The sequence below is a fragment of the Aquiflexum gelatinilyticum genome (assembly GCF_024813435.1).
GTDB lineage: Bacteria > Bacteroidota > Bacteroidia > Cytophagales > Cyclobacteriaceae > Cognataquiflexum > Cognataquiflexum gelatinilyticum.
In genome coordinates this window covers 157,271-181,665 of record NZ_JANAEZ010000003.1, presented here as the reverse complement: position 1 = coordinate 181,665, position 24,395 = coordinate 157,271, and the positions used below count along the sequence as shown (strand labels likewise).

22 protein-coding genes are annotated in these 24,395 nt (G+C 38.6%); 10 read left to right on the top strand and 12 right to left on the bottom strand.

The window, feature by feature from the left end:
* Positions 1-34: 34 nt before the first annotated feature.
* From groL to NK987_RS08680, 6 genes are all read left to right on the top strand, one after another.
* Positions 35-1,663, top strand: a complete 1,629-nt coding sequence (gene groL, locus NK987_RS08705) for a chaperonin GroEL (RefSeq protein WP_258422632.1) — start codon at positions 35-37, stop codon at positions 1,661-1,663.
* 179 nt (positions 1,664-1,842) lie between these two features.
* Entirely contained in the window at positions 1,843-2,217 is a 375-nt protein-coding gene (locus NK987_RS08700; RefSeq protein WP_259263530.1) for a response regulator, read from the top strand.
* Complete coding sequence (corA, locus tag NK987_RS08695; protein WP_259263529.1) at positions 2,214-3,224, top strand: magnesium/cobalt transporter CorA; 1,011 nt, start codon at positions 2,214-2,216, stop codon at positions 3,222-3,224. The genes NK987_RS08700 and corA overlap by 4 nt, the downstream gene beginning before the upstream one ends.
* Before the next feature lie 376 nt (positions 3,225-3,600).
* Entirely contained in the window at positions 3,601-8,652 is a 5,052-nt protein-coding gene (locus NK987_RS08690; protein WP_259263528.1) for a T9SS type A sorting domain-containing protein, read from the top strand.
* 138 nt (positions 8,653-8,790) lie between these two features.
* On the top strand, positions 8,791-9,876 hold the full coding sequence (gene proB, locus NK987_RS08685) for a glutamate 5-kinase (RefSeq protein WP_259263527.1): 1,086 nt from the start codon (positions 8,791-8,793) through the stop codon (positions 9,874-9,876).
* The gene (locus tag NK987_RS08680) at positions 9,869-11,110 is read left to right on the top strand and encodes a glutamate-5-semialdehyde dehydrogenase (RefSeq protein ID WP_259263526.1); all 1,242 of its coding nucleotides are present in this window, start codon (positions 9,869-9,871) and stop codon (positions 11,108-11,110) included. Before proB ends, NK987_RS08680 begins: the two co-directional genes overlap by 8 nt.
* A 27-nt stretch (positions 11,111-11,137) precedes the next feature.
* Here NK987_RS08680 and NK987_RS08675 read toward each other — a convergent pair whose 3' ends face one another.
* Positions 11,138-11,647: a hypothetical protein gene (locus NK987_RS08675; protein ID WP_258422626.1), complete on the bottom strand. Its 510-nt coding sequence runs from the start codon at positions 11,645-11,647 to the stop codon at positions 11,138-11,140.
* Between the two features lie 416 nt (positions 11,648-12,063).
* On the opposite strand from NK987_RS08675, the gene NK987_RS08670 reads away from it, so the two are divergent.
* Positions 12,064-12,627 (top strand): hypothetical protein, encoded by a 564-nt coding sequence (locus tag NK987_RS08670; RefSeq protein WP_259263525.1) that lies wholly within the window; start codon positions 12,064-12,066, stop codon positions 12,625-12,627.
* Here the strand turns inward: NK987_RS08670 and NK987_RS08665 are convergent.
* Both NK987_RS08665 and NK987_RS08660 read right to left on the bottom strand, forming a co-directional pair.
* Positions 12,624-12,983 carry a DUF2237 family protein gene (locus tag NK987_RS08665; protein WP_259263524.1) on the bottom strand — a complete coding sequence of 120 codons (360 nt, stop codon included), beginning with the start codon at positions 12,981-12,983 and terminating at the stop codon, positions 12,624-12,626. The two genes, NK987_RS08670 and NK987_RS08665, sit on opposite strands and share 4 nt — an antisense overlap.
* On the bottom strand, positions 12,973-13,359 hold the full coding sequence (locus NK987_RS08660) for a DoxX family protein (protein ID WP_259263523.1): 387 nt from the start codon (positions 13,357-13,359) through the stop codon (positions 12,973-12,975). The genes NK987_RS08665 and NK987_RS08660 overlap by 11 nt, the downstream gene beginning before the upstream one ends.
* 210 nt (positions 13,360-13,569) lie before the next feature.
* Here NK987_RS08660 and NK987_RS08655 point away from each other — a divergent pair, with 210 nt between their 5' ends.
* On the top strand, positions 13,570-14,973 hold the full coding sequence (locus tag NK987_RS08655; RefSeq protein WP_259263522.1) for an alkaline phosphatase: 1,404 nt from the start codon (positions 13,570-13,572) through the stop codon (positions 14,971-14,973).
* 65 nt (positions 14,974-15,038) lie between these two features.
* Here the strand turns inward: NK987_RS08655 and NK987_RS08650 are convergent, their stop codons facing one another.
* Positions 15,039-15,425 (bottom strand): DUF983 domain-containing protein, encoded by a 387-nt coding sequence (locus NK987_RS08650; RefSeq protein ID WP_258422621.1) that lies wholly within the window; start codon positions 15,423-15,425, stop codon positions 15,039-15,041.
* A gap of 589 nt (positions 15,426-16,014) precedes the next feature.
* Here NK987_RS08650 and NK987_RS08645 point away from each other — a divergent pair.
* Positions 16,015-16,896 carry an HAEPLYID family protein gene (locus tag NK987_RS08645; protein ID WP_259263521.1) on the top strand — a complete coding sequence of 294 codons (882 nt, stop codon included), beginning with the start codon at positions 16,015-16,017 and terminating at the stop codon, positions 16,894-16,896.
* A gap of 40 nt (positions 16,897-16,936) precedes the next feature.
* On the opposite strand, the gene NK987_RS08640 is transcribed toward NK987_RS08645, so the two are convergent.
* The 6 genes from NK987_RS08640 to NK987_RS08615 form a co-directional block, all read right to left on the bottom strand.
* Complete coding sequence (locus NK987_RS08640; protein WP_258422618.1) at positions 16,937-17,146, bottom strand: hypothetical protein; 210 nt, start codon at positions 17,144-17,146, stop codon at positions 16,937-16,939.
* A 5-nt stretch (positions 17,147-17,151) separates the two neighbouring features.
* Positions 17,152-17,577, bottom strand: a complete 426-nt coding sequence (locus NK987_RS08635) for a hypothetical protein (RefSeq protein ID WP_258422617.1) — start codon at positions 17,575-17,577, stop codon at positions 17,152-17,154.
* Entirely contained in the window at positions 17,570-18,079 is a 510-nt protein-coding gene (locus tag NK987_RS08630; protein WP_258422616.1) for a DUF4920 domain-containing protein, read from the bottom strand. The genes NK987_RS08635 and NK987_RS08630 overlap by 8 nt, the downstream gene beginning before the upstream one ends.
* 65 nt (positions 18,080-18,144) lie before the next feature.
* A complete protein-coding gene (gene msrA / locus NK987_RS08625) occupies positions 18,145-18,714 on the bottom strand; it encodes a peptide-methionine (S)-S-oxide reductase MsrA (RefSeq protein WP_258422615.1) in 570 nt (189 codons plus the stop codon).
* A gap of 129 nt (positions 18,715-18,843) precedes the next feature.
* Complete coding sequence (locus NK987_RS08620) at positions 18,844-19,110, bottom strand: DUF3253 domain-containing protein (RefSeq protein WP_259263520.1); 267 nt, start codon at positions 19,108-19,110, stop codon at positions 18,844-18,846.
* Positions 19,111-19,272: 162 nt separating this feature from the next.
* A complete protein-coding gene (locus NK987_RS08615) occupies positions 19,273-19,821 on the bottom strand; it encodes a class I SAM-dependent methyltransferase (protein WP_258422613.1) in 549 nt (182 codons plus the stop codon).
* Positions 19,822-19,909: 88 nt separating this feature from the next.
* On the opposite strand from NK987_RS08615, the gene NK987_RS08610 reads away from it, so the two are divergent.
* Positions 19,910-21,940: an LTA synthase family protein gene (locus NK987_RS08610; protein WP_259263519.1), complete on the top strand. Its 2,031-nt coding sequence runs from the start codon at positions 19,910-19,912 to the stop codon at positions 21,938-21,940.
* Here the strand turns inward: NK987_RS08610 and NK987_RS08605 are convergent.
* On the bottom strand, positions 21,937-23,151 hold the full coding sequence (locus NK987_RS08605; protein ID WP_259263518.1) for a hypothetical protein: 1,215 nt from the start codon (positions 23,149-23,151) through the stop codon (positions 21,937-21,939). The two genes, NK987_RS08610 and NK987_RS08605, sit on opposite strands and share 4 nt — an antisense overlap.
* A complete protein-coding gene (locus NK987_RS08600; protein WP_259263517.1) occupies positions 23,151-24,392 on the bottom strand; it encodes a YaiO family outer membrane beta-barrel protein in 1,242 nt (413 codons plus the stop codon). Before NK987_RS08600 ends, NK987_RS08605 begins: the two co-directional genes overlap by 1 nt.
* Positions 24,393-24,395 lie beyond the last annotated feature (3 nt).

Sequence of the window (24,395 nt, the reverse complement as noted above, 5' to 3'; positions counted from 1 at the left end):
TCAAACAATCAAAAGAACCTAAAACAACAAAAAAATGGCTAAAGAACTATTTTTCAATACCAACGCAAGAGACAGATTGAAAAAAGGAGTGGATGCTCTTGCTGATGCAGTAAAAGTAACCCTAGGACCAAAGGGTAGAAATGTGATTATTGACAAAAAATTCGGTGCACCTGCAATCACCAAAGACGGTGTAACTGTGGCAAAAGAAATCGAATTGTCTGAGCCAATTGAAAATATGGGAGCCCAGCTAGTAAAAGAAGTAGCTTCAAAAACCGCCGACAATGCCGGTGATGGAACTACTACTGCTACTGTTTTGACCCAGTCAATTTTTGGGCTTGGAATTAAAAACGTAGCGGCGGGTGCCAATCCAATGGATTTGAAGAGAGGTATTGACAAAGCAGTATCTGCTGTTGTAGCTCAATTGAAAGCCAATTCAAAAGCAATCTCTACAAGCAAAGAAATACAGCAAGTAGCGACTGTTTCTGCCAACAATGACGAAGAAATCGGTAAAATGATCGCCGATGCTATGGACAAAGTAGGCAAAGACGGTGTCATCACAGTAGAGGAAGCAAAAGGCACTGAAACTGAAGTACGTACCGTAGAAGGTATGCAGTTTGACAGAGGTTATCTTTCCCCGTACTTTGTAACCAATACGGAAAAAATGGAAGTCGAATTGGATAGACCATATATTTTGATCTATGACAAGAAGATTTCATCAATGAAAGAATTGCTTCCAGTATTGGAACCAGTTGCACAATCCGGCAGACCTTTGTTGATCATTTCTGAAGATGTGGACGGTGAAGCTTTGGCAACATTGGTAGTAAACAAAATAAGAGGTGCTTTGAAAGTGGCCGCTGTTAAAGCTCCAGGTTTTGGAGACAGAAGAAAAGCAATGTTGGAAGACATCGCAATCTTGACAGGTGGAACAGTAATTTCAGAAGAAAGAGGTTACAAACTTGAAAACGCTACAGTTGATTACCTTGGAACCGCAGAAAAAATCAACATCGATAAAGACAATACTACAATTGTCAACGGTGCAGGTGATAAGTCTGCTATACAGGCAAGGATCAATGAAATAAAAGCTCAGATAGAAAAAACAACTTCTGACTATGATAAAGAAAAACTTCAGGAAAGATTAGCAAAACTTTCAGGTGGTGTTGCCATCCTTTATATCGGAGCTGCTACTGAAGTCGAAATGAAGGAAAAGAAAGACAGAGTTGATGATGCTTTACACGCAACAAGAGCAGCAGTTCAAGAAGGTGTTGTTGTAGGTGGCGGTGTTGCCTTGGTAAGAGCAGTATCAGCATTGGACAACTTGAAAGGTGAAAACGAAGATCAGGATACAGGTATCAATATCATCAGATTTGCGATCGAATCTCCATTAAGAACAATCGTGGCAAATGCCGGAGGTGAAGGATCTGTTGTTATAAACAAAATCAAAGAAAATAAAGGTAATTTCGGTTACAATGCCAGAACAGATGTTTATGAAGATCTATTTGAAGCAGGTGTAATTGATCCTACCAAAGTGACTAGATTGGCCCTTGAAAATGCCGCTTCTATCGCAGCATTGCTATTGACTACCGAATGTGTGGTTGCAGATGTAAAAGAAGAGTCTCCTGCAATGCCACCAATGGGTGGAGGAGGAATGGGCGGAATGATGTAATTCCAAAATCTGCCCTATTTGAAGAGAGGAACTAAATTAGTTCCTCTCTTTTTTATTTTAAAATTCTTTACTTGATGTGATTTTATAAAAAATCAATTTCATCTAAATCAGTTATTTTATAAATTAGAGAAGTATATTTGAAATAACTTAAACAACTTTCATAATTCGGAGAATCGTTCATGCAAAGATTTTATTCCATTATTTTAGTAGATGACGATCCTATCAATAACCTGATTAACAGAAGGTTGATATCTAAATTAAAATTAACTCCTCAGATAGAAGAATTTTTAGAGGCAGAACAGGCAATCGAAAGGATTAGGGAAATTGACAATGAAGAAAGTATACTGATTTTTTTGGATATCAATATGCCTGTAATGAATGGTTGGGATTTTCTTAACCAATACTTGAAAGAATTTAAGCTCAGAAAGGACCGAATTATCGTTCTTTCGAGTTCAATTGATTTTCAGGACAGACAAAAAGCAAAGGAGTTTTCATGTGTAGAAGGATTCATAGAAAAGCCACTTTCTCCTGAAAAAATCAAAAACATTTTATGATCAAATCGGAAAAAGCTTCTCCAAAGGATGTAATTATTGAAGTTTATGAATTTGGTGAGAATGTTTTGAAAAAACACCACATTAAAAACACCGAAGATATCAGACCTTTTCTGGAGGTCAGTCATAAATTTTGGCTCAATCTATGCGGTCTGGAAAATGAGGCGGTACTGAAAGAAATAAGTGAACTTTTTAATATTCATCCATTGACCCTTGAGGATATAAAGAACACCTCTCAACGTCCAAAATTTGAGGAATTTGATGATAATATTTTTGTGGTAACAAAAATGATTTATCATCAAAATAAATCCCACAGTCCTATCACCGAACAAGTGAGCATCTTATTTGGAAAGAATTACATAATTTCAATTCAGGAAAATCCTTATGATATTTTTGACCCAATAAGGACAAGGTTAGAGAATCCAACAGGAAAAATGAGGAAAATGGGCACAGATTATTTTGCCTATACGCTTCTAGATATCATCGTTGACAAATATTTTGATTGCCTGGAGTTTGCAGTAGAAAAAATTGAGTCTCTGGAGGATCAGATCATTAGCCAATCCAAAAAAACGAAGTTACCTGAAATTTTTAATCAGCGAAAGGTAATCCAACAGATAAAACGGAATGTTTGGCCGACAAGGGAATTGTTATCGGCTTGGAAAAAATCAGAAAATCCCTTGGTTAAGAAAAAAACCAATCCTTTTATAAATGACGTCTATGAACATGTCATTGAGATAATTGAAAACCTTGAAATACAAAGAGAATCTATTTCAGCTTTGGTCGAATTGTTCATGTCTAATCTTAGCCTAAAACAAAACGAAGTGATGAAAACCCTTACCATCATCGCTACTATTTTTATTCCTTTGACTTTTATTGCAGGTGTATACGGCATGAACTTCCAGTTTATGCCTGAATTAGGCTGGAGATATGGCTACTTTTTTATTTGGATCCTTTTCTTGGGATCGACACTTGCCATGGTATATTATTTTAAAAAGAAAAAGTGGTTCTGATCCATTTCGCTTTTTTGATTTCTAGTATAATCTCTCAATAGTCATTCATTCAAGATGAATTCCTAAGGAATCAACTTGGAATTGACCTTCTGCAAGCTCCATTCGAATTACCTATTTAGAAAAATTTTATCCGGACATAGCTAACAAGATTACAGTGTCGAATACCTAAGATTAATTCTGCTCCCGTTTATTTACATAAATATTCCTTTTATTTTAATATTTTTTATTTATTTTTCTGAAGTGATCACCCTAGAATTACAAAAAACATCTGATAAGTATTGAAGTCCGAATAATTGCATATGAAAAATGTACAATTATTTGGATTCTAAATGACCCAGTTTTCAAGGCCTATGTGACCCTCATTTCTCCAAGAAAAATGAAAAAAATTTTATTGTTAAATCTTATTTTTATTTCCGTTGTTTTTGCCTCCTTAGGCCAAACTTGGAATGGTAGCGTAAGTTCCGATTGGAACAATGCTGCAAACTGGACTCCGGCAAATATTCCAAATGCCAACAACGAAGATGCTGTCATCAATGGTGCAGGTACATTTCAGCCGGTTCTTACTTCTAATATTGCTATCAGAGACCTTACTATCTCCGGAGGGACCCTCAATCTTGGAGGTTTTACACTCACTTTAGGAGACGATGGGTTTTTTAACGGCGGTACAGTAAGCAATGGTACTATAAATGCAGTAGATTTCAGTTCAATGCAGAATACTACTTTTTCCGGAAACATCGTATTGACAAAAACAGCCGGGGGAAACAATGACCTCTCCGGAGGAAATATTTTTAATGGACCGACAACGATTACAAACAATGACAATAATAGATTGAGATTTGCATCCACCAATGGAGATACTTTCAATTCAACATTGATAGTAAATAAAGGAGGAACAGGGAACGTTGAATTGGCTTATAACGGGGCCACCACATACTCAAGCTTGACCATAAACAATACCAGTACCGGCGGGCAGATGAATTTCGGGGCCGGGGGTGGCACATCGACACTCAACACAGGTGGATTGGTGACCTCAGGATTTGTAGGAACTTTGGTGATCAATAACTTGACCCAAGTAATGAGTGTCGCCAACAGTACATTTTCCTTGGCAGTATTTACAGTTGCAAACAGTACATTTTTGGGAGATTTCCAAGTCACGACTACTGGCGCGATCAACTTTAATGGAAACAATACCTTTGCAGGAAACAATACCTTTGTTGCCGGAAATGGGATGACTATGCCAACTGGTAATAATTCCTTTAGCAACCCCGGAGGAACAACCAATTTTACCAGAAATGCAGGTGGAAACTCTACTTGGGCAGGGGGTAATTCTTTCGGAAACCTAAACTTTACAGATAATGCACCCGGATTTTTCTATTGGAATGGTGGTAATACATTTAATGGAAATTTGGTGATTACCAACAATACCAATTCCAACTTCAGGATGGCAAGTGTAACAGGAGATACTTATAATGGCTTGGTTACTTTCCAAAACAACGGAACTGCCTTCATGGACATTTCATACAATGGCACTAATGTTTTTGCACAGCAAATCACAATAAACAACACTTCTACCACTGGCGAAGTAAGAATCGGGGAAGTGGGCGGTACTTCAGTATTACAAACAGGAGGTTTGGTAACTACAGGATTTCCGGCATGCAATATCTTGGAAATCAATAATTTCACCCAATTAACAAATGCTCCCAACGGGAATTTCAATACGGTAACATTCACTTCAGCAAACAATAATTTTTTGGGGGACTTCGGGGTTACGACTTCAGGTAACATGACCTTTACCAACGCCAATACATTTGAAGGAAACAACTCGTTCATTTCAGGGGGGCAAATTACAATGACTGCTGGGGGTAATACCTTTAGTTCACCTACCAATGCGACTACCATTATTAGAAATGGTGGTGGCGGTATCACTTGGGGACAAGGAAATACTTTTGGAAATCTTACTTTAACTGATAATTCAACTAGCACACTTACTATGCAAGGTGGAAACACCTTTAATGGAAATACACTGATCACCAATAATTCCAATACCAATTTAAGGTTTGCAAACACTTTGGGAGATACTTTCAATGGACCTGTTACTTTCCAAAATAATGGCACTGCTTTCATGGATATTGCCTACAGAGGGGCTAATACTTTTGCGCAGCAAATCACAATCAATAATTCTGCTCCAACCGGTGAAGTCAGATTCGGTGAATTGGGGGGAACTTCTGTGCTGCAATCAGGGGGATTGGTAACTGCTGATTTTGCAGCATCAAATGTGCTTGAAATCAACAATTTCACCCAATTGACCAACGCTCCAAATGGCACTTTCAATACGGTAACCTTCACCTCAGCCAACAGCACTTTCTTGGGGGATTTTGCGGTCAATACCACGGGAACAGGTACTTTGACATTCACAGGTTCAAATAGGTTTGACGGGACTAATACTTTTAATTCCAATGCCCGAATAGTCATGGGTGGTTCCAATTTTTTTAGCACAGTTCCAGGAAACAATTCTACTTTCATAAAAGGAGCTGCTTCAAATACCGATGATGCTTGGTTTGGGGGAAATACTTTTGGAAATGTCCACATCACAAATAATTCTCCGGGTGGGTATTTAAGGCTTGCCAATACAAATGGAGATACATTCCTCGGTACAAGTACCTTTATCAACAACAGCCCAGATATCTTCGATATAGCTTACAATGGGAATTCATCATTTGCCGGCCAAATTACAATAGACAACAATGCCGGCGGGACAATGAGATTTGGAGGAACAACAACTCAAAACGGTACTTCCACACTCAGCAGTGGGGCCTTGACCACTACCAACTTTAATTCAGGGGTATTGAATATCAGAAGGTTTACCCAAACCAATCCGGTTGCTAACAGCACTTTTAATCCAGTAACTTTTGAGTCAGAAAGCAGTAATTTCCAGGGTGATTTCAATGTAAATGCAACGACTATCTCATTTTTGGGAGGAAGTTCTTTTGCCGGAAACAACTCATTTATATCTGCCGGGCAAATGAATATGGTGACAGGTGGCAACTTATTTAGTAATCCCGGAAACACGACAATTTTGACCAGAAACGGAGGCCCAGCCGCGGTGGTATGGGGTCCAGGAAACACTTTTGGTACATTGGTATTGACAGATAATTCCGCTCAAAATCTAACCATGCAGGGCGGTAATATTTTTGGTCCGGCTACTATTATCAACAATGGAAACAAGCTTGTCAGATTGGCTAATACCCAAGGAGATACATTTGCGAGTACAAGTACATTCATTAACAATGGCACCAATACATTCGAAATTGCCAGGGCGGGTATTAATTTATTTGGTGATGACATTACAATCAACAACCTGAATGCCGGGGGAACTATGAATTTTGGTATCAATGGAGGAACAACCACCTTGATATCCGGGGGCTTGTTGACGACAGATTATTCGGCAGGAAATACCTTGACTTTGAACAATTTTTCGCAGATCTCTTCAGATCCAAATGGGAATTTTTCCATGAACACATTTTCTGCATCAGGAAGTACTTTGAGGGGTGACATAGGTATCACCACACTTTCAGGCTCCATTACTTTACAAAACGGGAGTTTGTTTGCAGGTAATGATACTTTCAATTCTGCAGGTTTGATTTCAATTCTGAATAATAGTTCCTTCCCAGGAAATGACATTTTCAATGCTGCTACTTCTATTGCCATTTCCAATAGCAATACCTTTTCAGGTAGTAATGAATTCCACGCAGGTACTACTATCTTAATAGCCACCAATAATAATATTGGGGGAGATAATATTTTCACAACCACTACAGGTGGAATCACTATTTCCAGTGCCAATTCATTTCCTGACAACAATACTTTTAATTCAGGCGCCGGTATAGCATTTACAGTTGCAGGCGGAAACAGCTTTAGCACCAATCCTGGAACCTCAACCGTCATGACAAGAACAGGGGCCACAAACAATGATTGGATAGGTGGAAATACTTTTGGTGATTTCACATTGGTCAACAATGGAACAGGAAGGGTACGTACCGCAAATTCAGGAAGTGGTGACAATTTCGTCGGGGATGTGACTTTCATCAAAAATTCAACAGGAGCTATCGAACCGGCCTACAATAATGTGAGCACTTTTGGAGGTGATATTTCTACAGTGGGATCTAACTCAGTATTGACTTTTGGAATTGGCACAGGTACAGTTGAAATAAATGGAAATACTACCCAAGAACTATTTGCAGATCCTGCCAATATTCCGCTAGTCAGAAGACTTACCATGAATACTTCAGGTACTTTGGAATTGAATATTCCCTTGACAATTTCAGTCACACTAACTCTCGACAACGGAATAATCAATAACGATGAAAACTTACTTACCTTAAATTCCGGACTATTGGTTTTGGGATCTCCTTCCAATGCTTCCCATGTCAATGGCAGAATCAGAAAAATCGGAAATACAGCGTTTACTTATCCTTTTGGTAATGATGGATTTTATGCCCCTCTCACTTCATCTGCATTAGGCGGAGCTGCGACGCAGCACTTCACAGGAAGATATTTCCATGTCAATCCAGACCTAATCCCTTACGATAGAGAAAGTAAAGAACCATCAATCGGAATTGTAAACGAGTGCGAATATTGGGAATTTGAGAATACCAACTCAAGTGCCATCCCTACCCTGACGATGACCTGGTCCTCAGACAGAACATGTCCGATTGACGATTTTAATGAATTTATGGTGACCCAATGGGACGGAAGCCAATGGATAGATTTGGGTCAAACAGCATTATCGGGCGATGCCAATTCCGGATCTGTCCGAAACCAAACAGCAGTTCCCGGTTTTTCTTCAGGAATATTCACTTTGTCCCAATCGTTCAGAATCCTACCTGTAGAGCTGCTATCCTTTACCGCAGAAATCATTGAAGATGATAAAATCAAAGTTTCATGGTCCACCGCCCAAGAGAAAAATAATGCTTTCTTTACTTTGGAAAAATCTTTTGACGCTTCGACATGGTCTCCTATAGGCCTTATTCCTGGAGCAGGAGATTCTGATATTGTCCTTCATTATGACTTTATAGATGAAAGTCCTGTTTTTGGAAGGCAATATTACCGGCTTACCCAAACAGACTTTGACGGAACAAGTGAGACTTTTAAAGTTGTGGGAGTTACTATCAATTCTAAAAATGAAAAAATAGACTATAAAGTATATCCTAATCCTTCAACAGGTTTGGTGAAAATCCTTTCAAATAACACCAATATGGAGGATGCTGAGATTACAGTCTTAGATTATCAAGGTCAGATAGTTAGAAGCATAAAGGGTGTTACAGGCAGGCTTGTGGAAATGGACCTCAGCAATTGTCCAAAAGGGCTTTACCTCATCAAGATCAAAAACAATCATTATTGGGAAACCAAAAAAGTCGTAATCCATTGATTTGAATTAAAATCATACAAATCAAAGTCCTGCTAGATTTAGCAGGATTTTTTTGTTTTCTTTTATTCAGTTCCTTTCTTTTGAAAAAAGTCAACATAAAGGCTAATATTGTAACATAACTGCAACAACACATAGGGAATGTTACAAAAACCCAAAATATTGGTTATCAAAATAGGTTCAAACGTCCTAACAAAAGAGGGCGGGCAGCCTGACGTCGAAAGGATGGATTCTTTGGTAAACCAGATTGCTTCCCTAAAATCAGTAGGTATAAAAATATTATTGGTTTCCTCCGGCGCAGTTGCATTTGGAAGAGGGGAAATTAAGCTTCCTGAAAAAACAGATCCCATTTTGAAAAAACAGATTTGGGCATCAAGTGGACAGATCGAATTGATCAATACCTATAAGAGACTATTTAAAAATCACGAAATCAACATTTCACAAATCCTCGTTACCAAAGAGGACTTCAGGGACAGGAAGCATTACCTCAACATGAGAAATTGCCTCCTTGGACTTATTGCTCAGGGAATAGTGCCTGTGATCAATGAAAATGACACTGTGGCTATCACTGAACTGATGTTCACTGACAACGATGAATTGGCTTCTTTGACGGCAGCAATGGTCAATGCCGACAGTTTGATTCTTTTGACCAATGTAGATGGAATATTTGATGGCAACCCCACCGATCCGGACTCGAAACTTATCAACTCGATAGGCCACAAAATGCCTGACCTTGGAGGAATAATCAGCCCGCTAAAGTCATCCTTTGGTCGGGGAGGCATGTTGACCAAAACAAACATGGCAAAAAAAGCCGCAGAATTGGGGATTCAGGTTTGGATAGCCAATGGAAAAAAAGAAGATATCCTCCTTGATGTATTTAGTCAAAAAGCTCCTTCCACATATTTCGAGCCCAACCAAAGGAAACAAAGTCCCAAAAAATGGTTAGCACACGGGGACCAATATTTTAAAGGAGAAGTGTTCATCAATGACGGTGCAAAAACAGCACTTTCTTCCAACAAAATCAGCAGTCTGCTTCCCGTAGGAATCGTTTCGGTCAAAGGAGATTTTTCAAAAGGGGATATTATCCGGATTACCGATGAAAATGGTCTGAAAATCGGTCTGGGCAAAGCCGAATATCCGGCTTCACTTGTGAAAGAAAAAATCGGATTGAAAAACCAAAAACCTTTCATCCATTACGATTATCTCTACCTATTTCAAAATGGCTGAATACATAGAAACTTTTAAAAAAGTAAAATCGGCAACCCGAAAATTAATGGCTGCAGATGATGCTTTAATCAAAAAAACATTGGCCTCTCTGGTCAAAATCACTTTGACTGAAGTTCCTTTCATTTTGTCAGAAAATAACAAGGACTTATCGCTGATGGACATCAGCGAGCCAAAGTACGACAGGTTAAAACTCACTGAAGAAAGAATAAAATCAATTTGTGGGGAATTGAGCCAAGTCCAAAACCTCCCTTCTCCACTAGACAAAGTCTTGGATGAAAAACATTTATCGAATGGATTGTTTATCAAAAAAATCACGGTTCCACTTGGCATATTGGGTGTGATTTATGAAGCCAGGCCCAATGTAACTTTCGATGTGTTTGCACTTGCCCTCAAGTCAGGAAATGGCTTAATCCTAAAAGGTGGATCGGATGCTGACCATTCAAACAGGGCAATCATTTCTCTGATTCATCGCGCGCTAAAAGAAAACGGATTGCCTGAAGATGCTTTCCAACTTCTGCCACCTGACCGCTTAGCTACCAAAGCTTTGTTGGAAGCGGTGGGCTATGTCGATGTCATCATCCCGAGAGGTAGTCAGGGGCTGATTGATTTTGTAAGACAAAATTCCAAGGTACCTGTTATAGAGACCGGAGCCGGGATAGTCCATACTTTTTTTGATGAATCTGCAGACCTTGAAAAAGGAAAAGCCATCATTTTCAATGCTAAAACCAGACGGCCAAGTGTCTGCAACAGTCTTGATTGTCTGATAATCCATGAAAAAAGATTGCCTGATTTACAGGAATTGATCGAAAATCTATTGCAACATGGAGTCAAAATATATGCCGATGAGACATCTTTCCATTTTTTGAAGCCACATCCACTGATCGTGAAGGCCAATACCACACATTTTGGCACAGAGTTTTTATCTCTTCAAATGTCAATCAAAACTGTTTCGACACTAGAAGGTGCTTTGGAACATATCTCCCAATATTCCTCCAAACATAGCGAAGCCATCATTTCGGAGGATCAAAAAAACATAGCTTACTTTCTAAAATCCGTTGATGCTGCTGCAGTTTATGCCAATGCATCCACAGCATTTACAGATGGAAACCAGTTTGGACTCGGGGCGGAAATCGGTATCAGTACCCAAAAACTCCATGCGCGGGGTCCCATGGCCCTTAATGAACTGACAAGCTACAAATGGGTCATCAAAGGTGATGGACAGATTCGAAATTAAAATGTCCTTAATTTTTTGAAATGAAATTCAAAAAGCATAACCAAAAGAGACCTGTGGCCAAAATGGATTAAACTCCCCTTTTTTGATCATGGGCGTGAATCCTGCCCTAAATAAAAAACCACCACCAACAGGATGATATCTATAACCCAAACTTATGGCCCCTGACCAACCCTCCCATTTGGCGATTTCAGGGTTGTCAAAAAGACCAGCCCCATTGTCAAAATCCGTTACCAAAAAATTTGCCCCCGCTCCCATTTCAAAATAGTGACCATTTTTTCCCAAAAGGTAATTGACTAAAAAGGGAAAGGAGGAATAATGGCCTCCATCTATGCTAATATATCCAAAACCGACTTTCCCACCCAAACCATCCACTTTTTTCGAAAACCGGGTATCATAATTTACCGAATAGAAAATACCGTTACCCAACAATTCCAAAAAAACGCCATGATTACTTCCTTCTTTTTCCTCTTGTCCAAAAGCATTTTGTGGCAAAATCCCAATAAGAAAAAACATCAGTAAGGTTAAAAATTTATCCATGTCATTTTTGTTTAAGTGAGATATCAAACTTGAATCCATCTTATTTCCTGACAGATATAAAGTTACGCTTTCGCTTTAAAACACCCTTATAATTTCGCTTTTATAATGAATTCCTTTGCCGGTGTTATAAAAAATTAATGTAAAGTATTTCCATTTGGTTTGGCTGCCATATCTACCAACGTATTTCCCGAATTCAATACTTCCAAAAAATCTTATACCCATAAATCTTTTTCTGTATTCATTAAAATCAAAAATCCATCCCTGTCCCAAGACGGTTTTGAATCCTTTATCTCATCAAATCTATTTCTGATTTTTAGTTTAATCGGAAACAAAAATGCGCTTCATTGATTAAATTAGAGACATAATCTTATCATATTCGGATCTTTTGTTTTGGTTTAAGATTGACAAATATCAATATGAAAACCCGACTAATCATTGTGACATTGTCGTTCATCTTCTTGGGAGGTATTTTTTCGTGTATAAATGATAACCAGTTTGACAGTGAATGCCCTTATCCTGATTTGGCTGAGCTCGATAGCATCAATCAGATTTTCTTCAGTCCATACCTTAACAAGGAATATTCAACAAAAACAGATACAGTGGATTTTAAGGATTTTAAATTCCATATTGAATTTGGGTTTGAAAAAATCCAAAGGAACAATGGACTAACCGAAACACCGAGAAACCCTGTCTGCGAACCAGAATATGATGTTCAAGACATTTCAAACATAGCCATCATTCTCACCGGAAATTATGATGGTATTCAGATCGGCTCTGATGTTTCTTACCTCTTTTTACTTCCCGATGGCAGCAGGATCAATAGATTGAGGGAATTTTCGAGAATGAAGCAATATATGACTTTAAATCTCAGGGATAAGCCTTCCACAACCAGCCAGCTAAAAACCGAAATGGTAATTTTCTTTGTTGATGGTTCTCAAATCAAAAAACAATCCATTTCCCCTTTTATCAAACCTGATTAAACTTTGGCATACTTTACCAATTCAGGCAATGAAATGAAATCAAGGGTTTTTTCGTGAGTCGCTTCCAAAATCACAAACGGGGCTACACCTGCCTTGTAGGCTTCAATCCAACGGCTGAGACACAGACACCATTGATCTCCGGGTTTTAGTCCGCCAAAGGAATACTCCGGTCTGGGAGTGATCAAATCGTTTCCCCTTTTGTAACTGAAAATCAAAAATTCTTCCGTCATTAAGGCACAGACAGTATGGGTACCGAGGTCATCGGGGCCTGTTTCACAACAACCATTTCGATAATATCCAGTTTTAGGGTCATTGCTACAGATCGCAAGAGGTTCTCCAAAAACATTATTTGCCATATGATTTATTTTTGGTGAAAATATAAGCCCAAAAAATCAATATCGGATGAATCAGCAAAAGTCTTATCCACGCCACCCATTTTGGTACACAAAGCCCATTTTCTACACAAGCCCCTATTTGAATAAAATAGATATGGGAAGGTATAAATAGTAAAAGCAAAACAATGATTCCCCAAGCTGCCATTTTGGAGTATTTCTTAAACAAGATTCCCAATCCCAGAAGCATTTCAAAAATTCCTGAAACACTGTTAATCAAGTCAGGGAAAGGCAAATAATCCGGAATCAAAGGCAAATAGAATTCAGGATTTTCGAAATGATTTCTCCCCGCAAAGATGAAGAATATCCCCAGCAGATATTTAAAGAATATTTTTACCATTTATTTGGCTAAGCTTTATTATAAAGACCATTCGAACAAACTAAATCTAACAGGGTAATTTCAAAATTAAAACCATTAATTGACCATTGGATTAGAAATTTGAATGTTAATGATAGGGTAATTTTTAATTTCCATTTCAAAACTAGAATAAAGGTAATTTTCAACGTGATTTTAAACAAAAAATGAATTAGCCATCCAAAATTTAAAGACATGAACAGACGGGATTTCTTCAAAAACGGGGTTTTCACTACAATCGGATTAGGTGCGCTTTCTTCCTTCTCCTCTTTTACCTCTATCTCCAATTCCAGATTGGGACAGGCGAAAAACATCATCTTCCTCGTCAGTGATGGGATGAGTGCAGGTACACTCAATATGGCAGACCTATTGTTGAGAAATAAAGAAGGACGCCCTTCCAACTGGATAAATCTCTATGAAAAAAACACCGTCAAACGGGCTTTGATGGATACCGCTTCCGCCAATTCATTCATCACAGATTCGGCCGCAGCAGGATCAGCTTGGGGCGGTGGAATGAGGGTGAAAAACGGCGTATTGAACATCGGACCAAACGGAGAAAGACCCGTCCCCATTTTACAAAAATTCAAATCTTTAGGAAAATCAGTCGGATGTGTCACAACTGTGCAGATCACCCATGCAACTCCTGCCTCATTTTGTGTCAACAACAGCAGCAGAAATGCCATGCCTGAAATAGCCGAAGAATACCTCAAATTGAGGTTTGATGTGATGATGGGCGGTGGGGCCGAATTTTTCTCTGCGGAAGGAAGGCAGGACAAAAGGGACCTTTTTGAAGCCTATAAGCAAAGCGGCTTTGAAGTAGCAAGAAACAAAAGTGATATGATGAAGGCTGATGGAAGTAAGCCAATCCTAGGAGTTTTTAGCAATGACGGCCTACCATATGCCATTGACAGAGAAAATAATGACAAACTTAAAAGCGAAATTCCTACCCTGGCTGAAATGACTAGGAAAGCCATTGAGGTTCTGAGCAAAAATCAAAAGGGGTTTGTCATGCAAGTGGAAGGTGGTAAAGTAGACTGGGCTGCCCATGGCAATGATGCCTCTGCCCTACTCTATGATCAGGTTGATTTTGATCAAGCTGTCGCAGTAGCCATGGATTTTGCGGTTAAAGATAAAGAAACACTCGTCATCATCACCACAGACCATGGAAACAGCAATCCGGGGCTATTCTATAGCAATCAAGCAAACAGGAATTTTGAGAAGCTTTATGAATCCAAGGCCTCAAATGAATGGATTTTGAACCAAATCACCCCCGAGACAAGTCCTGCCCAAGTGATAGATTTGATCGTCAGCCACCAAAAAATAACCCTCAAAACAGAAGAAGCTGAAACAATCCTGAAAAGCTACCAAAGGGGGGCAGACGGATTGTATAACCCGCGAAATCTTCCATTTATGACTTTAGCCTCTATGCAATCTCCCCATACTTCTATACAATGGGCAGGAAGTAACCATTCTGCGGACTTTGCTGAATTAGCCATGTTTGGGCCGGGTTCAGAAACTCTGGCCGGATATGTCAAAAATTTCGAACTTCACAACTTCATGCTTCAGGCTTGTGGAGTTGAAAAATCACTTTTTGCCTAAAAACAAAATCATCAACCCAAACGAAATACCATCCTGATTGCAAAAACCGGGATGGTATTTTTCTTTTATGCTTTGGTGTATTTGGGATCAAATTTCAATTTCCCCACCCCATATAGGTACAAAACTTTAGAATAACGCAGCATCACAGGAAGCAGAATCAGGTTGGTAACCACCACCGTAACACCGTAAACCCACATTTCGGGATCATCAAAGAAATAATTCAGAATAATCAACACATTGATTACCAAAGCCACAGAAAAAGCATAGCTGATATACATGGCTCCATAAAAAAAATCAGGCTCAGGCGTCAACACTGCCTCACAATGTGGACATTTATGCCGAACTTCCGTCAATTTATCGTAACTGAATATTGAGGTTGGAAAAATATTCCCTTCCCTGCATCTTGGACATTTTCCCTGAAGGATGGCTGATCCGAGACTTTTCTCTTTCATAATTCTTAGCTATAAGACTGCGAATATAGCCAATCTAAAGGGAATACCTGTGATCAAAATCACCCACTTAATTCGAATGGGGCCAAATTTTCCAATACTTACTTATTTCTTTTAATTTTGCCAAATGTCAAGGGGTGCAATCAAAAAAGGAATTACAAATACTATCACCTATTTGTTGTTGATTAATTTCATCAACCTGACTGCAAACTTTTACCAATTATCCAACCTGGACCAAACCCTACTTAAATACGACGACCCATATGATTCTGTCGCAGAAATTGTATTGGAATATTTTTTGGAAATGGATGAAGACACTGTTCCGGATACAGAATTACCAGATGACAAAAGGAAAATATTTGATCTAAAAAGCCTTTTTTCCAACCGGAAATTCCACTTTCCAAAAATGTCAATCCGGTATGAAATATCCTGTATTTGTTATTTCAAAAACTTATACCAAGACATAGCGGCTGAAAAACTCAACCCTCCACCGAAATCCATTTTTTTTAATCACATTCAGTTTTTAAATAATTTCTAATCCTGATTTTTTTTAAAAGAGGAAATTAGGATCTCAATCAAAAAAATATTCAAAATGAAAAAAAAATATTTCATTGTGGCAATCCTATTTTGGACTGTCCAATATTCATATAGCCAAGAAATCAAATCAGATAGTCTGAGAAGAGAAAACATCATCCTCGATAGTCTTTTTTTAGCCGAAACAGAGGAACTCAAACCTAACGAAAAACCAAAAGTCCTACACGCCGAACCGCTTTACATTGACTTGATCCGTGATTTGGGGGCTAGAAAAGGTGAAAAAGAATGGAATATTGGAATGGGAATGACGGATAAAAGGGGCTTTGACGAATTTGAAGCGCTTATTGAATACGAATGGGCAGTTATTGACAGACTAGGATTGGAAATAGAACTTCCTGCCACTTTCTTTTCAAAAACAAACCAATTATCGTCTAATATCGAAAAGCCATCCAATAGGCTTGAATCTCTGAAATTGGCTTCACAATGGTCGTTCCTTGTATCAGAAAAAGCAAAAACCACCCTCGCTTTAGGCTATTTGCACGAATTCAAATTGGCAGATCTCAATAAATGGGGTGAGGAAAATTTATATAAAGGAAATATTTTTAATCCATTTCTTGTTGCGGCCAAACGATGGGGAAGAAATTTCCACACTTTGGTCTATACCGGTCCAAAAATCACAAACGAATTTGAAGGAAAGAAGGAAGCAAGATATGACATCAACACTAGCTTTCATTACATGCTTTCGGGAACAAGGAATTTTATAGGAGTAGAAATCAACCAGGAAATTCAAAGCGGAAAATTAACAACTGTACTAAGGCCCCAGATGCGTGTTGGATTTGCTGAAAATTTCCTGATCGGGATTGTTTCAGGTATTCCAATCAATAGGGAAACAAGTGGATTAAGTACATTTCTCAGAATTATTTATGAACCGGGTCACTAGTTCCAATAAAAAAGGCTTTGGGATTACCAAAGCCTTTGTATTATTCCTCCATCCATTCATCAAGCTCATAATCCTTACCTCTTCCCCATCGCAGCAGTTCCTCAATGGTATAGACTTCTGTGGTATCCATATCTTTAACCTTGAAGTTATCTCCTGATAACCTGGCCAAAATCTCCAGTTTCCTTTTTTCTCCCATATTGGTAAATGCATAAACTCTTCCTACTCTAAGATTATCCAATGCTATTGCCATGATACTTAATCAATTTGAAGGTTTGTGATTTTTTTGATCGGGCCTGGGCAATATTTCTCATGGCAAGCCAAACAATAACTGTAAATGATCTTATACTTTGACTCTTTTAATTCATATGGTCCAAGATCCATCTGCCTCAGTGATTCAAGATATCCTATTGCCATTTGATCAAACTTGGCATCTTTCACTTTGGGATCTGTGGCTTTGGCAGTAAGTATAGCCTTATGCTTCTCGAGGTAGGATTTGATGTCTTCTTTTTTTTCCAATGACATCTTCATTTCCTCCATATCGAGGTACATTTCCCGCATCAACAAGGCTAAAGGTGCATCTTGGTTGGGATACAGAACTGGAGTTGTTTTTTCCTGTTCTTTTTGTTTGCAGGAAAAAACAATACCTACCAAAAGGAAAATAACCAAACAATTTTTAAGCATTCTCCTTGATAATGACTCCAACTGCTTCAAATGCATATTCGTTCTTTGATTCAGTTATTTTTTCAATTTCTTCTTTGGATTTGCCCGCATCTTCCGCGTAGTGTCTGAGGGTTTCTACATCAGTCACTTTCTTGGTAGCGATTCCTTCTATGACAACGGGATATCCGCTTGAATTAAGAGGAACAAAAAAACCATAATCTTTGAAAGTGACCCTCATGCTTTGTCCGTTAGGCAGGTCAATCGTCATCCAACATCCTTTTTTGGAACATACTTCTTTGATTTCACCCACAACTTTTCCTGAAAATTCGTCTTTGCTTTCAAGTTCAGCGACTAATTCAGCCAAAGTCACAACACCGGAGTCATTGATGTCGGCTCCAAATTTGCCCGCAGCAGTTTCTGACTTTGAGGTTTCGGTGAGCGATTCAGAATCTTCAGTTCCTCTTTGCTGACATGAAAATCCAGCCGAAGCGATCATCAGGAAATAAATCAAGGTCTTTTTCATAATGTATATTGTTTTACCAAAACTAAATAGGAGGAAAATCTAATCCAAAATTTAATGCCAATCAATTACTTCAGTTTTTCAGCAAAGGCTTTTTTGAACTTTTCCATTTTTGGACGGATTACAAACTGGCAATAAGGCTGTCCTCCGTTTTCCTTGAAATAATTCTGATGGTAATCTTCTGCACTATAGAAGTTGCTGAATTCAGTTATTTCGGTGACAATTGGTCTGTTGAATGCCTCGGATTCATCCAATTTCTTTTTGAAGAATTCAGCTTTTTCCTTTTGTTCCGCAGAGAGATAAAAAACTGCGGAGCGGTATTGCGGTCCGACATCAGCGCCTTGTCTGTTTAAAGTGGTCGGATCATGGGTAGCCCAAAATATTTCCAATATTTCTTCGAAAGAGATCACTTTGGGGTCAAATACTACCTGGATCACTTCAGCATGCCCCGTGGTTCCGGAAGTCACCTGTCGGTATGAAGGCTTATCAATATGGCCTCCGCTATATCCTGATACGACTTTTTCAACACCTATCAAATCCTGATAAATCGCTTCAGTACACCAAAAACATCCGCCTCCCAAAATGGCCGCTTCTTTTCCTTCAGGTATGTTCAATGAGGTTGTGGGTAGTTTTTGCATAGTTTTTTCGTTTTTAGTAGGAGTTTGAGCACAAGAAATGGTTGCCAAAATGCTGAAGCCGAAAACAAAGGGTATAAATTTCATTTGAATTTGATTTTGGAGTATAAACACCAAGTAGGAAGATGAAGTTTAACTTTTCGACCTTATTCTTAAATCAGCATTAGCAAACCCCTGGGAACAAACCGGTTCCCCATTTTCCAAGACCTCGATTTTCCCCTTCTTTTGAAGATCATCCATTGCGGCATGGACATCCTCCACAAAATATTCCCAAGATTCGGGAAAGAGCCATTTTACCACATCTTCAGGCCTGAATTCTTGCCCCTTTCTGACCCTGCACATTTCCATGATGGCTAGGGTCAGAATATTCGGGTTTTCAGAATCGGGAAAATTTGCCATAATCAACACCTTGATTTTCTTGAGCTCCGCAATCAAGTAACAATTCAATATTGCCCAATGAGACTAAAAAAACAATCCTTATCGGAAAAGAAAAAATAAAAGCCTAATTCTTTTCAAAATGAAAAAGAAATAGGCTCCAGTTAGAATCTCAAAAGGTATTTATTACTGCTCACAGACAAGGATAAATGTCGGAGGAAAATTCTTGAACATCAGGTGACTCTTGATTTCTTCAAAGTATTTTCCAAACTGGAATTTGAGCAAATAAGAGTAGCATATCTGAATCAATTTCCCATTTTCAACGATGTTTTCCTTGCACTTTCTGTAAATTTCTTCGCGGGAAGGTTTTGGGATCAAGGTCAATGGAAGCGAGGACAGGATCAAATCCGCCTTTTTTCCTCCTAAGTATTTATCCATATTTTCAGCTGAATCGCAGATAATTTTGATGTTTTTTTGCGGAAAAATCTTTTCCATATTCTCGCAAAAAGATTTGTTAATTTCAAAAACCAACAAAACCGCATCGGAATCCATGCGATCCACAATTCCCTGCGTAATGCTACCATCCCCACCTCCCAATTCCACGATAAGCTTTGCTCCCCGGAAATTAGCATAAGACAACATTTTATTTACCAAGGGTTTAGAACTAAAAGTAACCGCACCGGTAGTAGAAAGGTTTGTAAAAAGCTCTTTGAGCAAAGCTCCCTTATTCTTCATAGATTTTTATTATTTGCGCAAGATATGAATTTTAGAAAATTTATATTTGTAGTCATACCCTAAAAATTAAGTATTCCCTAAATTAAGTATGTCTTCCCCGCAGGCCCAGATCAGATCCAATTTTTTGCTTAATCTCAAACAAAGCTTTATCAACTTTTGGAAATTGGCAATTCCTTTTCTGTTGATATTTATACTGCTTCGTTTGGTAGAGGTTTTTGTTGTATTCAATTTACACAGTCTGGCGTATTCAAAAACCCAAATAACCCTGATAGGATGGGTTTATGACCTGGAGTGGGCATTTTACACGCTTGGTTTCCTCTTGATTTTGAATACAATTTTGAGCTCGATTTATCCTGTGGCTACTAGGGATTTAATCAAAATTACCCTGACTCTTCTCATAGTACTTCAGGGAGGACTTCTTTTTTATTTTACCAAAATGCTTCTTCCACTTGGAACAGATCTTTATGCCTATTCTCTCAATGATATTTTTCTTACCATCAAAGCATCAGGTGAACTGAATTTGATCAATGTCTTTGGGATCGTTTTTATTCTGGTCTTGGTTTATATTGTCCTTGGATTGGGAAAGTGGGTTCCTATGGGATTCAATTCAGCGATGGTCTTGACGGTAATTTGCTACGCTTACCTCTTAGGAACAGACCTGATGAAAAATGCCCAAAAGGAGCGCCCCATTGAACTTGAAAGTAACCTTTTGGCCAATAAATCATCCTATTTTTATGACCAATCCTACAATTACTTCACTTCCAATGATTACATGTATTTTGACTTTTTCCTTGCCTCCAACACTTCTGAGGGAGTACTCGTATCCAAGGACCTGACCGAAACAGAATATCCGTTCTTGCACAGCAATAATTACCCAGATGTATTGGGACCCTATTTTGATGAGTTTGATAGCTTGCCTGATATTGTATTTGTGATAGTAGAAGGGCTAGGAAAAGCTTATTCAGGGGAGGATGCTTATTTGGAAAGTTTTACACCATTTTTGGACTCTTTAAGTGATCATTCATTGTATTGGAAAAATGGATTGTCGACTACTGGAAGGACTTTTGGAGTATTGACAGGAATATTTGGTTCCTTGCCTTTTGCCCAAAAAGGATTCATGGATCAGGCGCCTAACCTGCCGCTTCACCATACCATCCTCTCATTGCTCAAAACCAATGGTTATTATGTCAATTACCATATCGGAGCAGACAAAAATTTTGACAATGTTAATTTTTTCCTTCAATACCAACAAGTTGATCGGATTTTGGACATGACTTCTTTTGATCCGGATTTTGAGGAAACGCCTTCCAAGTCCGGCTTTTCTTGGGGATATCCTGACAAAGCGATGTTTGAGAATGGCATGAGAAAACTGCCTGTCAGCCAGAATCAGCCACAAATCAGCATATTTCAGACCCAGACTTCACATGACCCATTTCTTATTCCTGATGAAGAAAAATATTTTGCGATGTTTGAGGATTACATCAAGAATGAGCTAAAAATATCTCCTTCCAAAGTGGCTGAATATACCAAGTATAAAAATATGTATTCGAGTATACTCTACGTGGATGAAGCTATCAAGGAGTTTTTTGAGGATTATCAAAAACTGCCAAATTATCAGAACACAATTTTTATCATCACGGGAGACCATAGACTTCCCGAGATTCCACTTGCGACGACTATTGACAGGTTTCATGTGCCGATTATGGTTTTTTCGCCAAAGCTCAATACTTCCAAAAGAATGCACGGCGTGACCAGTCACTTTGAAATCACTCCCACACTACTCAGTCTGTTGGGAAATAGGTTTGATTTGGATTTACCTTCAAAAGTGGCTTGGAAAGGATATGTCATGGACACTTCATCCGTATTTCAATCGAAGATATCCAATCCTTTGATGAGGAATAAAAACCAGTTGGTCGACTACATCAGTGGGGAATACGTTCTTGCTGACAACCAACTTTATCGGCTTTTTGACAATATGGGATTAGAACCTGTAACAGATGTATCAATGAAAGAAAAATTACAATCTGAATTCGAAACTTATAAAAACTCCAACAGGTATGCCACGGGTAACAACAGGATTATTCCTGATTCCTTGGCTGTGTATATTCCAAAGAATTAATTTTTTTGCTTCTTGAGTTCATTTCTCTGATAAGTATCTTTCAGAATACTTCCCATCAAAGGATAATAATAATTCCAAAAAAAACTATTTCGCTGGGAATAATCCTCTGAGTGCAAAAACATCCTCCAGAGTTTTTCTATTCCATAAAAATTATATGAACTTCCTGATACGGGGTTATCAGCAAAGTCCCCACTGAAATAGTAGAATTTACCTGTACCGTTTTTCTTCATAACTACAGCGGGAAAGTATCTTGGAAGACCCAATTCACTGAGTTTTGCGACACCTGCATCTGTCGGGGCAAGGTCGTAATAGGAAATCACCTCAAATTCCCTGCTAACAAAAATAATGTCGATCCAATAGGGATATTTTACTATCTCAGGTATCCCATAAGTATCCTGGCTTTTTGGGCTGGAAATGATGTTAGGGACTGTATTTTTTATTTCAATTTTGTCTCTGAGGATTTCGATCTGTCCATTTTCATGCAAAAAAACCATAGCGGGACCTGAAAAGTCCCATACCTCCTGATGCTGCTTCTTGTAGCTAGCTACAAGCCAAGGCGGAAGTTCCTCATTCAACACCGTATCAAGTTCATCAAAATACCTTGCAATCCAACCGGTCCATTTGATGCCTGCAAACTCTTCAAATTCTTTTCTTACTTCTTTTTTTGTGGGACTGGCAATGGTATTAAACTCGCCGATGATGTCAATTTCCTCTTGGTAGGCTTGCTTCATAAAACTCAGATCGAAGGTGTCCATTCCTCCATAAATTTTCTTAGAAGGAGTCAACGAAGGCTCTTGTTTTAGATCGTTTTCATAAACCCCATAGGTATCCGAAAAATAAACTAGTTGGGAATTTTTAAGGATTTGTTGCTTTTGAGAATCGGTCTGACCTGACAAGTCGGCAATTTCGAATTGGTCTTTTTTATCTCCGGGAAAAAAACCAAAATAGTCTTTTGACTCGTCAAAAATACTACCGTCACTTTTGGTGAATTTAAAATGGTTGAGTAGCCAATGAAGGGATTGATGCTCTTGGAAGTTTTGAGTGGAAACCGTTTTGTCAATGACCACAACACCCAATGAAGCAGATGGAATCAGATGCCAAATCAAAAGACTTGTCAGTGGAATCAAAATGAAAACAAATACCACTACCAAAACCCCACGAAAAAAAACGCGGAATTCGATCGGTAAATGTTTGTTTAAAAAATTCCCCATCAAAATCTGAATTCAGTACCTAATGAAACATTGAGGTTGTTCCGAAACTGATTTTCGGATATTTCATCTCTTGAATAGCCTACAAACCCAAAACCCATCCATCTGGATGTCCAAAGGTGTTGGTATCCAAATCTAGCTCTATAAGAATTGAGCAATTGTGACTGAAAGTCTCTTGTTTCCTCGTCAGGGGATACTCCGGTGGACAATTGTAAGCTGAAGAAATCTTCAGGACCATTGAAATAATATCGGGTCTGAAAGTTGGCACTTGTAGAAGAACCATCCTTACCAGGAATGAAATTTAACCTGAGATTGAGCCACCAATTACTGATGTATTTCCCTGCAGAACCGGTTATGATGTGTGTGACATCTGAAAATTGAAGCAATCGGTAACCTGCTTCCAATTCGTATGCTTTTGGAAGGTTCCAAAAAACGCTAGTGCCGAATCTGAATTTTGGGAAAAAAGAAGATTGGGAATAACCGACATTGAAATAGCCGTATTTGTTTTTGCCCAAGGATGGAAATGCATCTAATTCAGCTTGGGTTCCTCTACCATCAAATCTCTCGGAATGGGTAACCCTAGCAATCAGAGATCCTGTAAAATCAGTATGGGTTCGTCCATACACAGAGTAAGTATTCCAAGGGGTAAGTTCTCCATAAAAGTAATCGTAATCATAAGTGGTGCCTACTGCATTGATTCGGGTCTTTCTTCTCAGCGTTTCGATGTATCCAAGCAATCCCTCCGTTTTAGGAGCTTTGGCAAATACTTCATTTGCAATTTTCAAAGCTGTTTTGTAATCCTCCTTGTAGTAAAGCACCCGTGAAGACCTGTATTTCAAATCCATAGATTGGGGTCCGATTTTTTCCAAACCCAACCGGACCACCGAATCTGCCTTCTCATAATTTTCACTCCAAAACAAATCATCGATATAGGCAATATATGCGTCTTCGTAGGTCGGACTCGAAACAAGTGCCCTTTCAAAATAAATGGCAGCCGAATCGTATTTTCCGTCCCAGGCAAATGACCTTCCCATCAAAATCAAAACATCACCGTATTCAGGATACTTTTTTAGAACTTTGTACAAGATTTCCCTGCCTTCATCTCTTTTTCCATCCAAAATAAGTTTTCGGGCATCAAGAAAAAGTTGGTCCGGATCAAATGACTCCTGTGCCCATCCTGCATTGGATATTGACAAAGCCAAAAAGAGGAAACCATAAAAAAGTAATGTTTTGAAATTTCTCATAAC